9 protein-coding genes are annotated in these 10436 nt (G+C 73.0%); 8 read left to right on the top strand and 1 reads right to left on the bottom strand.

Annotated features, from left to right (window positions below):
* The coding region (gene eccCa, locus ACFV0O_RS03975) for a type VII secretion protein EccCa (protein ID WP_380336032.1) at window positions 1–2831 on the bottom strand (2831 nt) is incomplete at its 3' end.
* A gap of 201 nt (window positions 2832–3032) precedes the next feature.
* Here eccCa and eccD point away from each other — a divergent pair.
* The 8 genes from eccD (at window position 3033) to ACFV0O_RS03935 (ending at window position 10432) form a co-directional block, all read left to right on the top strand.
* Window positions 3033–4400 carry a type VII secretion integral membrane protein EccD gene (eccD, locus tag ACFV0O_RS03970; RefSeq protein ID WP_380335982.1) on the top strand — a complete coding sequence of 456 codons (1368 nt, stop codon included), beginning with the start codon at window positions 3033–3035 and terminating at the stop codon, window positions 4398–4400.
* A gap of 57 nt (window positions 4401–4457) precedes the next feature.
* On the top strand, window positions 4458–5924 hold the full coding sequence (eccB, locus tag ACFV0O_RS03965) for a type VII secretion protein EccB (RefSeq protein ID WP_380335979.1): 1467 nt from the start codon (window positions 4458–4460) through the stop codon (window positions 5922–5924).
* Between the two features lie 102 nt (window positions 5925–6026).
* Window positions 6027–6359 carry a hypothetical protein gene (locus ACFV0O_RS03960; RefSeq protein ID WP_380335976.1) on the top strand — a complete coding sequence of 111 codons (333 nt, stop codon included), beginning with the start codon at window positions 6027–6029 and terminating at the stop codon, window positions 6357–6359.
* A gap of 97 nt (window positions 6360–6456) precedes the next feature.
* Entirely contained in the window at window positions 6457–6759 is a 303-nt protein-coding gene (locus ACFV0O_RS03955; RefSeq protein ID WP_380335974.1) for a hypothetical protein, read from the top strand.
* A 16-nt stretch (window positions 6760–6775) separates the two neighbouring features.
* Window positions 6776–7285 carry a hypothetical protein gene (locus ACFV0O_RS03950; RefSeq protein WP_380335971.1) on the top strand — a complete coding sequence of 170 codons (510 nt, stop codon included), beginning with the start codon at window positions 6776–6778 and terminating at the stop codon, window positions 7283–7285.
* A 132-nt stretch (window positions 7286–7417) separates the two neighbouring features.
* Window positions 7418–9565 (top strand): hypothetical protein, encoded by a 2148-nt coding sequence (locus ACFV0O_RS03945; RefSeq protein WP_380335968.1) that lies wholly within the window; start codon window positions 7418–7420, stop codon window positions 9563–9565.
* 74 nt (window positions 9566–9639) lie between these two features.
* Window positions 9640–10122 carry a YbaB/EbfC family nucleoid-associated protein gene (locus ACFV0O_RS03940; protein WP_380335965.1) on the top strand — a complete coding sequence of 161 codons (483 nt, stop codon included), beginning with the start codon at window positions 9640–9642 and terminating at the stop codon, window positions 10120–10122.
* Window positions 10115–10432 carry a hypothetical protein gene (locus ACFV0O_RS03935; RefSeq protein ID WP_380335962.1) on the top strand — a complete coding sequence of 106 codons (318 nt, stop codon included), beginning with the start codon at window positions 10115–10117 and terminating at the stop codon, window positions 10430–10432. The genes ACFV0O_RS03940 and ACFV0O_RS03935 overlap by 8 nt, the downstream gene beginning before the upstream one ends.
* The last annotated feature ends 4 nt before the right edge of the window (window positions 10433–10436 follow it).

Here is a 10436-nt window from a genome sequence, read left to right as displayed (position 1 = left end):
GGGCGCGCGGGGGGGGGCGCGGGGGGGGGGGGGCCGCCCCCCGCCCGCGGCCGGCGCCCGGGGGCGCCCGAGTCGATGCCGAGCCGGGCGAAGCTCTGCTCCCGGCGGGCGATGATGCCGTTGATCTCGGCGATGGTGCGGCCGACCCGCTCCGGGTCGTGCCGGCCGGTCACCCCGCCGACGTGCGGCAGGTCGCGCAGTGCGGACAGGCCGCCACCGCCGAAGTCCAGGCAGTAGAACTGCACCTCGCGCGGGGAGTGGGTGAGCGCCAGGCCGGTGATCAGCGCGCGCAGCAGGTTGCTCTTACCGCTCTGCGGGCCGCCGGCGATACCGACGTGTCCGCCCGCTCCGGACAGGTCGGCGGTGAGCAGGTCGCGCAGCTGCTGGAACGGCCGGTCGACGACGCCGACCGGCACCGAGAGCCCGCCGCGCAGCGGCCACCCGTCCGTGGTCAGTCCGTGCTCGGGGCTGGGGGAGAGCGGCGGCAGCAGCTCGTCCAGTGTCGGCGGCACGTCCAGCGGTGGCAGCCAGACCCGGTAGGCGGGCGGGCCCGCGTCGGTCATCCGGTCGGCGGCCAGCTCCAGCAGGGTGCGGGCGGCCTCCTCCGTCTCGGGCTCCTCGGCGACGCCGGGCTCCGGCACCACCGGCTGCTGCCGGGGAGCCACGTACTCGGTGCCGAACGGCACGACCTGCCCGGCTACCGCCGCCTGCCGGGCCGGGCTGGGCTTCTGCTGGCGGTACGGCCCGGAGACGTAGGCGGCCTTGAACCGGCTCAGGGTGGCGATGTCGCTGCGCAGGATGCCGTTGCCGGGCTGCGAGGGCAGGTGGAAGGCGTCCGGCACCCCGAGGACGCCGCGACTCTCCATGGCGGAGAAGGTGCGCAGACCGATCCGGTAGGACAGATGGGACTCCAGGGCGTGCATCCGGCCCTCGTCGAGGCGCTGCGAGGCCAGCAGCAGATGGACGCCGAGCGAGCGGCCGAGGCGGCCGATCATGATGAACAGCTCCATGAAGTCGCGGTGCGCGGCGAGCAGTTCGGAGAACTCGTCGACCACCACGAACAGCGTGGGCAGAGGGTCCAGCTTGACGCCGGAGGCCCGGGCGGCCTCGTAGTCCACCAGTGAGGTGTAGTTGCCGGCCGAGCGCAGCAGCTCCTGGCGGCGCATCATCTCGCCGTGCAGCGCGTCGCGCATCCGGTCCACCAGGGCGGCCTCGTCGGCCAGGTTGGTGATCACAGCGGAGGTGTGCGGGAGGCGGTCCAGGCCGAGGAAGGTCGCGCCGCCCTTGAAGTCGACCAGCACGAAGTTGAGCGTCTCCGAGGTGTGCGTCAGGGCGAGCGCCAGCACCAGGGTGCGCAACAGCTCGGACTTGCCGGAGCCGGTCGCGCCGATCAGCAGGCCGTGCGGGCCCATGCCGCCCTGCGCGGACTCCTTGATGTCCAGGTCCACCGGGGTGCCGTCCGAGCCGAGGCCCAGTGGCACCCGCAGGCGTTGCTCCTTGGGCCGGTCGGCCCAGGCCCGGCGGACGTCGTGCCGATGCAGGTCCTTGATCCCCAGCAGGGAGGTGAGGTCGAAGTCGGTGGCCAGCGGCTCGGCGCCGTCGGTGGTGTCGCCGAGCCGGTGCGGTGCCAGGACGACGGCGTAGCGCCGGGCGGCCGCGGCGGTGAGCGCGTCGGGGCGGCCGAGCGCGGTGACACTGTCCTGGCGGTCGCGGTTCGATCCGACCAGCTCCAGCGCGCCGTCCGCGGTGATCCGCAGCCGCAGCCGGTGCTTGGCGTGCTTCCACTCCAGCGCGTCGTCCACGTCCAGCACGGTGGCGTTGCGGTAGCCGGCGAGCGCGGCCCGGCCGGAGGACGGCAGGCGCACCCCGTCGACCACGATCAGGGTGTACGGCTCCTCGCGTCCGGGCTGCGCGTCCGGCTCCCAGGGGCCGCGGGCGGTGAACTCGGCGCCGAGCAGCTGCTCCAGCTCCACCATCGAGCCCGACACCAGCCGGACCGGGCCGGCCCCGTCGGTCTCGTTCGGGTGCAGGGCGTGCGGCAGCCACTTCAGCCAGTCCCAGTCGGCGCGGCGCTCGGGTGCCGCCACCACGCCGATCCGCAGCTCGTCGGGGGCGTGGAAGAAGGCCAGCTGCGCCACCATCGCGCGGGCCAGGGCGCGGGCAGCCTCCGTGGCGTCCGGCCCACCACCGTCGGGGGCGCCGGCACCCTCGCCCACGTCGACCCGCAACGCCACGTGCGCGTAGCCGCGGACGTGCACCGCGATCGGCTGCTCCGGCAGCGTGCCGTACGCGTGGATGAACCGGCGCAGCGCGTGCGCGCTCAGCGGCTCCAGGTCCTCGACCGGCTTGGTGGCCAGCGGAGCCAGCCGTACGGCCAGCCGCTGCGCGCCGACCGCGATCCGCACGTCGCCGAAGTCGGGGTGGGCCGCGCGGCGCTCCCACAGCCGGGAGGTGCGCACCATCGAGGCCAGCGCGGCGGGTTCCGGGTGCCGCCAGGCCAGGGCGCGCTGCTGCTTGACGGTGTGGCGTCGGACCTGACGGCGGATCTGCGACAGGTAGCGCAGGTAGTCCCGGCGTTCGCCGCGCAGCTGGCGCTTGCGGTCGCTCTCGCCCCGGATCATCTGGGTGACCAGCATGCCGACGGCGGACAGGCCCATCATGCCGATCGCGACGTAGGTCAGCGGACCGCCCGCTGAGTTCGGGTTGAGGAAGATGAACACCATCGAGAGCGAACTCAGCGCCATCGGCGCCATGGTGAGCATGGTGGACAGCCCGCTCTGCGGCTCGGGCAGGCCCGGCGGCTCCTGCAGCTGGATGTCGCCGTCCGGCATCTCCGGCCCGGAGCGCCTCGGCGGACGCTCTACCACGACCTGACTCAACGGGCCTCTCCTCACACGCGCGTGGACGTCTCCGCCCTGGGCACGGAGCGCGGTCCCCGGAGGTTCACCGAACTGCTGCCGATTCCGGTGAACCGCGACCCCCGGTGATTCCGTGCAGCCGGGCGAAGACCCGCAGACCGGAGGAGGGAACGCATGAGTGGTGGAGCCGTGGCCGGCCTGTGCAGACTGAGGTTCCGTGCGCCCGACTCGGCGTTCGAACTGGCCGTGCCGTCCGACGTGGTCCTGGCGGACCTCCTGCCCGCCGTGCTCGCTCACGCGGGCACCGAGGTCGAGGAGGCCGGTGCCGAGCACTCCGGCTGGGTCCTGCAGCGCGTGGGCGAGGAGCCGCTCGACGAGGACCTGACGCTGGACGCGCTCGGACTGCGCGACGGCCAGGAGATCTTCCTGCGCCCGCGCACCGCCGAACTGCCCCCGGTCCACTTCGACGACGTGGTCGACGGGGTGCGCAGCGGCATGCTGGAGCGCGGCGACTCCTGGCGCCCGGCGCTCACCCACCACCTCGCGGTCGCCGCCGCGCTGGTCGCCCTGGCCGGCGGTCTGGCGCTGCTGCTCCTGCCCGGGCCCGCCGACCTGCGCTGCGCGGCCGCCGCGGTGATCGCCGTCCTGCTCCTGGTCGGGGCCGGCGGCGCCGCCCGCACGGTGGGCGACGCCGTGGCGGGCACCGCGCTGGGCGCCGCCGCGATCGGCTACGCCGTCACCGCCGCCACCCTGATGCCCGGCCCGAGCGGCACGGACCGGCTGCTGTCCGGCGGATCCGCCGCGGCCGGGGCCACCGTGCTCGCACTCGCGGTGGTCGGTGCCTCGGCGCCGTTCTTCCTCTCCGTCCTGTTCGTCGGCCTGGTCGCCCTGGCCGCGGGCGTGCTGGCCGTGCAGGACCTGCCGCCCGGGCACTCGGCGGCGGTCCTCGCCTGTGCCGCGGTGCTCTCCGGGGCGTTCGCCCCGGGCCTCGCCTTCAAGCTGGCCGGCCTCAGGGTGCCCGCCCTGCCGCGGAACGCGGAGGAACTCCAGGAGGACATCGAGCCGTTCCCGGCCGCCGTCGTCCTCGCCCGCGGCGATGTCGCGGACGGCTACCTGACCGGTTTCCTCATCGGCATCGGCCTGGTCAGCGCCGCCTGCCTGACCCTGCTGGCCGACGCCGACGGCTGGGGCCCGGCCGCGACGGCCGCCGACCTCGCCGCGCTCCTCCTGCTGCACGCCCGCGAGATCGGCAGCCTCCGGCAACGCCTCGCCGTCCTGCTGCCGGGCCTGTACGGGCTGGTGCTGCTGGCCGGCCGGTACGGCCTGGCGGGCGCCTGGCAGGACCGGCTCACCCTGGTCGCCGTGCTGCTCGGGGTCGCTGCCGTCCTGCTGGTCGTCGCCTGGACGGTGCCCGGCCGGCGACTGCTGCCCTACTGGGGGCGCGCCGCAGACCTGCTGCACTCCCTGGCGGCCTTCGCCCTGCTGCCGCTCGCCCTGCAGACCCTCGGCTTCTACCACCTGATGCGGGGCATGGCCGGCTAGGGCCGGCCCGCAGACCCCACCCAGCCCGTCCGCCCCACCGATCCCGGGAGAGCTCCCATGCAGTCCAGACGCGACCAGGTGCAGGCCCACCTGTTCGTGATGAGCCGGGTCTCCTCGGGGATGCTGCGCGCCGAGCCGGACGCGCCCGACACGCCCGTCGCCCGGACCACCCGGGGTGCCATGGTCGGGCTCGCCATCGGTCTGCTGATCGGTGTCGGGGCCGGGGTCTACGGGCTCATCGAACCGGGGGGCGCGACCGGCTGGAAGAAGCCCGGCACCCTGGTGGTGGTCGAGGAGAGCGGTGCCCGGTACCTCTACGCCGGCGGGCAGCTGCGCCCGGTGCTCAACCAGGCCAGCGCCCGGCTGCTCGCCGGGGACCAGTTCCGCTCGACGACGGTCAGCGCGGGCTCGCTGGACGGTGTACCGCGCGGGGCGGTGGTCGGCCTGGTCGGCGCCCCCGACGGTCTGCCGGCCGACCAGGACCTCGGCCAGGCCGACTGGTCGGCCTGCGCGGTCCAGGCCGGTCAGAGCGGCCAGGTGGCGCCCGGTGCGCGGGCCACGCCCCAGCTGTCGCTGGCGATCGGCATGCGCCGAGGTGCCCGGCCGCTGTCCGACGAGCAGGCCGTGCTGGTGGCCGGGCCGGACGGTGCGCCCCAACTCGTCTGGCGGGGGGAGAGGTTGCGGGTGGACTCCGGTGACGGCGGGCTGCGTGCCCTCGGGTACGGCAGCGCCACGCCGTACCCGGTGACGGCCGGCTTTCTGGACACCCTTCCGGTCGGCCCGGACGTCCGGGCCCCCGAGCTGCACGGGCGGGGGACGGCAGGCCCCGCACTGGCCGGCAAGGGCACCCGGATCGGCCAGCTGTTCACCGGCCCCGGCGGCGAGCGCTACCTGCTCGCCGAGGACGGGCTCGTCCCGCTCGGCGAGACGCTGTTCCGGCTCGTCCAGGGCGATCCGCGGATCCAGCAGGAGGCCTACGGCGGCGCGCCCGTCACCCCGGGCCTTGTCGGCCCGGCGGACCTCGCGGCGCACCTCGCGCCCGCGGCCGCCGCTGCCGCCTGGGCCGGCGCCGAACTTCCAGCCACTCCACCGCAGTTGGCGAAGGTCACGCAGGGGCAGGTGCCCTGCGTCGAGCTGCGGCCCGGCGGACCGGGGGCGGTCGCGGTCGGCCTGCTGGACGCCGCCGCCGTGGCCGGGCAGTCCCCGGCCGCCCAGCCCGGGGTCACCCCGGCCTGCAACGGTGCCGACCGGATCGCGGTCCGGCCGGGCGGCGGCTCCCTGACGCGGGCGGTCACCGCCTCGGGGGCCGGCTCGACCCTCTACCTCGTCACCGACGCGGGGGTGAAGTACCCGCTGCCCTCGCCCGCGGTCGCCAAGCAACTCGGCTACACCAAGACCGCTCCGGCGGCCGTCCCCACCCGGCTGCTCGGCCTGCTGCCCACCGGGCCGAGCCTCGATCCGGCCGCCCTCGGCGGTGGCGGCGTGGTCGAGCCGCCCGGCTCCACAAACCCCTGCGGGGGCTGAACCCGGGGCACCGCGGCTCCGTTCAATGTGCCGGGCCGCGGACCCCCACCCACCCGGAGGCGTCGGCGACCGGCCGGCGCCGCCTCTGAGAAGGGATGTCACATGGCCGACAACAGCATGCTCAATGACCCGGTGGTCGTCCAGCAGGTGCTGACCACCGTGGAGTCGCAGGACTCGCACATGCAGCAGACCCAGCGCCAGACCAACGCCATCGTCGAGGAGATCCAGGCGCACTTCCAGGCCGCCGCCAGCACCGTCTTCGTCGAGAAGATGCAGGACTGGCAGGCCAAGTACGACCAGGTGCGCCAGAAGTACACCCAGTTCCACGAGCTGCTCGCCAGCGGCTCGGGCCTGATCCAGCAGGAGGGCCAGAACGCCGTCCACATCGTCTCGGGCCTCGGCGCGGGCGAGGACGTCGTCAAGGGCCTGAGCTGACGCTCGCGCCGAGCTGACGCCGGCGGGCGACACCGCCGGCCCACCCACCGGTCGGGTCAGGACCGGGACCACCACCGCCCCTCGAAGGAGAGCCACGATGTCAGACGGCAGGATCGAACTCCACCACCAGCAGATCGACGAGGCCGCGGCGATGCTGCGCCAACTGGGCGCCCAGATGCACGAGATGATGGAGCAGACCCGCACGTTCCTCACCCAGGGCCTCGGCCACGAGCTGCACGGTGAGTACGCCACCCAGGGCAAGGGGTACGCCGACATCCTGTCGGCCGCGGACACCGCCATGACCGACGACATCGCCAAGGCCGCCGCCGCCTTGGACGAGGTCCACGGCCTGATCCGCGACTCCGACCGCACCGCCGGCTCCAAGTTCCAGCTCCACTAGGTCAGGGTGAGTCGCGGTGACCGACGACGAGAAGGCCGAAGAGGACTGGAAGAAGCAGGAGGAGGAGAAGCGCAAGCAGAAGGAGAAGGAGGCCCGGGAGAAGCAGCAGCAGAAGGAGAAGGACGACGCCAACAGCTTCAAGGTCACCGAGAACTTCCTGCTCGACTTCGCCCACACCAAGCTCGCCAAGATGCTGGAGGACCTGAAGACCCACCCCACCCGGGTGGCGCTCAAGGAGTTCGTCCTCGGCATCGGCGGCGGGAAGTTCTCCGGCGACTACGCGAAGCTCCTCCCCGGCGGCGGCCCCGCGGTGCTGCCGAGCACCAAGGCGCTGCAGGACGCCTTCACCAAGTACTGCGCCGCCCTGGAGGCCCAGTTCAAGACGCTGGAGGACCAGGTCCAGGCCATGATCGACGACCTGGAGTCGGCCCAGACCACCCTCAACCACGGTGGGGACGACGCCCTCGCGGCCGCGGAGATGATCTACCTGGTCAGTGACGTCCTCGGTGGCGGCGGCATCCGCTAGTCCACGACCGGGTGCTCCGCACCGATTCCCGCCCGACGGCGCCGCCCGCCGTCACCCCTGACCGCGGGGCGGGCCGAACCCCTCCTCCGGTCCGCCCCGCGCACGCCCGAGCCCCCTGGAGCTGTGACACCGATGGCCACCACCACCTGGGAATCCGTCCTGCTGGTGTTCGCGTCCTCCGACCGGACGCAGTTCACCCAGCGCAGCAGCGTCACCGGTGACGACAAGGTCCAGTGGATCGCCAACCACAAGGACGAGACCCTGCCGTACTTCAAGCAGACCGGGGGCAACGAGGGCTACGACGCGTGGTGGTCGTACAACTACACCGACAGCACCGGCCGCCCGTGGAGCCACGTGATCGGCTGCAACCTCAACTGGAAGCAGTTCCTGGACGAGACGACCGACCTGGGCAAATGGGTCCGCCAGGGCTCCGACGTGCTGATGCCGCTCGCCCACTCGCCGTACGAGAACGACACGATGAGCCCCTGGAGCTTCGACACCGCCGTGTCGACGCTGACCGGTGCGCGGCAGCTGCTGCAGACCTGGGCGCCGCAGGTCCGGGGCTGGGCCGGTGACGTGGCGGCGCCGGGCGCGGACTGGCAGGGCACCGCGGCGGGCGTGTTCAAGACCATGCTCAGCCAGTTCGGCGACAAGGTCGAGGGGCTCGCCAAGGCCTTGCAGGACAAGCACGTCGACACGCTCCTCAAGGCGGGCCGGGACGCCACCCAGCAGGCGATCCACACCATGTGGACCGGTCAGGAGACCTACCGCAACAACCGGATCGCCTGGCCGGTCAACCCGATGCTGGACGCCCTGGTCGAGGGGATGTCCACGGCGAATGTCACCGTCTCCGAGACCCCCGCCGGCAACAGCGACGGCACCGCGGTGGCCGGCTTCGACGTGAGCTTCACCGTCACCACCGCCTGGGGCGACCCGCACGGCGACGACTTCTGGAAGCAGGCCGAGAAGCGCGCCAAGGAGCGGTGGCTCAAGGGGGTCGCCGACATCCTCGACAAGGCGGCCGGCGACGCGGTGAAGATCCTCGACGCCGGCTACGTCCCCGCGATCCAGGGCCTGAACGACGGCATCCACGTGAAGGCGCCCAAGGCGCCGTACCGTCCCCCGCAGGACGACCCGCTCGGCGGGAGCAAGGACGACCCCTTCTCCGACATCAGCAAGAACCTCAGCGACATGAACAACAACATGAACAACTCGCTGAACGACATGAACAAGGGGATCAGCGACAACCTCAAGGGGGTGAACGACAACTTCAAGAACCTCACCAGCGGCCCCGGCCACACCCCCAGCCTCACCACCGGGCCGGGCGGTCTGCCCGGCGGCGGTGGCTCGGGCCTCCCCGGCGGCGGCGGTTCGGGCTTCCCCGGTGGCGGTGGCTCCGGCGTCCCGGTGCTGGACAAGAACGGCAAGCAGATCTTCGACGCGAACGGCAACCCCGTCACCGTGCCGCCGGGCAGCCACATCGACCCGACCACCCACCAGGTGATCGGCCCCGACGGCAAGCCGGTGCTCGGCCCCGACGGCAAGCCGATCACCGTCCCCGACGGGGCGAGCGTCGGCACCGGCCCGGGCGAGCACATGAAGGTGCCGCCGGGCTCGCACGTCGATGACCAGGGCCGGGTGATCGGCCCGGACGGCCAGCCGGTGCTGGACAAGAACGGCAACCCGATCGTCGTCGAGCCCGGCTCCCGGATCGACGGCGACGGCACCCTGCTGGACCCGGACGGCCGGCCGATCTCCGAGGTCTCCCAGCTGCTCGCCGACCAGCGGCACGCCTTCGAGAGCGGCTTCGACAGCGGCGGTGGCGACGGCCTGCTCGGCGGCGGCGGGTTCGGCTCCGGCGGGTACACCTACCACCCCGGCGGCTCGCTGTTCGGCGACTCCGGCGGCTCGGACGGCCTCGGCCTCGGCGGCTACCCCGGCGGCGGGCTGATGCCCGGCGGCCGCAGTGGCATGAGCAGCAAGGCGCTGGCCAACGGCGGAGACCCGAACACCGCCCAGGCCCGGGCGGCGGCCGAGGCCGCCGACGCCGCCGAGAAGGCCGCCCAGGCACGGGCGGCCGCCGAGGCCGAGAAGAACGCGCTGACCGGCAAGGGCATGTCCACCAGCGGCGGCATGCCGCCGATGATGCCGCCCGGCGCGGGCGCCGGCGGTGCGCCCAACCAGAAGGACAAGGACCGTCAGCGCACCACCTGGCTGGCGGAGGACGAGGAGGTCTGGGGCACCGAGAGCACCGCGGTCAGCGGCGTCATCGGCCGCTGACCGGCACGCCCCCGCCGCCACCCTCGTACGCACGACCCGTGACACCCGGCCCCGGCCGGACGGAAGGAACGACCATGCCCACGACCGCCGACCCGTTCGGTCCCGACGGCCTCTTCGGCTCGATGAGCGAGGAGATCGAACAGGCCATGCAGGCCATGAGGGAGCACCAGAAGAGGGCCGAGGAGGTCCAGGCCGAGCTGGCCCGCTCCTCCGCCACGGTCACCTCCAAGGACCGCATGGTGACCGTCAAGGTCGGCCCGCAGGGGCAGGTCCTCGGGCTCACCTTCCACACCACCGGCTACCAGGAGATGGCCCCCGCCCAACTCGGCACGCTGCTCACCGACCTGCTCAACCAGGCCCGGGCCGAGATGGGCGACCAGGTCATCCGGGCGATGAAGCAGTTCGAGGGCGTCGGCGACATGCTGCGGCTCGGGCTCACCGGCGGCAGCAACCTGGACCAACTGCTGGAGCCACTGCGCTCGATGAGGCCGGGCCACGACGACGACGCCGAGGCGGAGCGCCGCCGGGCGGGCCGCCAGGAGGAGTTCCGTGAGTAGCGACCCCAACGTCTTCGGCAAGACCCAGGAGCTCAAGAAGCGGTTCGCCGAGTTCGGCCAGCTGTCGGACCTGATCGACAAGGTGATCGCCGACGTCAAGACGGTCAACGACCTGAACAAGAAGGTCGGCGGCGACGACGAGATCGGCAAGCAGTACCACGAGCAGGTGGACAAGGCCACCAAGGACCTGGAGACCTTGATGAGCAACATCAAGGACACGGTGAGACAGGCGGGCGAGAACGGCATCAACCTGGTCGCCGACCTCGACTACGCGGAGGACACCGCCCAGGACATCATGAGCAGCATGTAGGAGA

The organism is Kitasatospora sp. NPDC059577, from assembly GCF_042735475.1.
Taxonomy (GTDB): Bacteria; Actinomycetota; Actinomycetes; order Streptomycetales; family Streptomycetaceae; genus Kitasatospora.
The sequence above is the reverse complement of the archived record's forward strand: the minus strand, read 5'-3'. Positions and strand labels throughout refer to the sequence as shown.

Excerpts from the sequence above, each read along its gene's own strand:
- eccD (WP_380335982.1), top strand. The coding sequence starts at position 3,033 with ATGAGTGGTGGAGCCGTGGCCGGCCTGTGCAGACTGAGGTTCCGTGCG.
- eccB (WP_380335979.1), top strand. The coding sequence starts at position 4,458 with ATGCAGTCCAGACGCGACCAGGTGCAGGCCCACCTGTTCGTGATGAGC.
- ACFV0O_RS03960 (WP_380335976.1), top strand. The coding sequence starts at position 6,027 with ATGGCCGACAACAGCATGCTCAATGACCCGGTGGTCGTCCAGCAGGTG.
- ACFV0O_RS03955 (WP_380335974.1), top strand. The coding sequence starts at position 6,457 with ATGTCAGACGGCAGGATCGAACTCCACCACCAGCAGATCGACGAGGCC.
- ACFV0O_RS03945 (WP_380335968.1), top strand. The coding sequence starts at position 7,418 with ATGGCCACCACCACCTGGGAATCCGTCCTGCTGGTGTTCGCGTCCTCC.
- ACFV0O_RS03940 (WP_380335965.1), top strand. The coding sequence starts at position 9,640 with ATGCCCACGACCGCCGACCCGTTCGGTCCCGACGGCCTCTTCGGCTCG.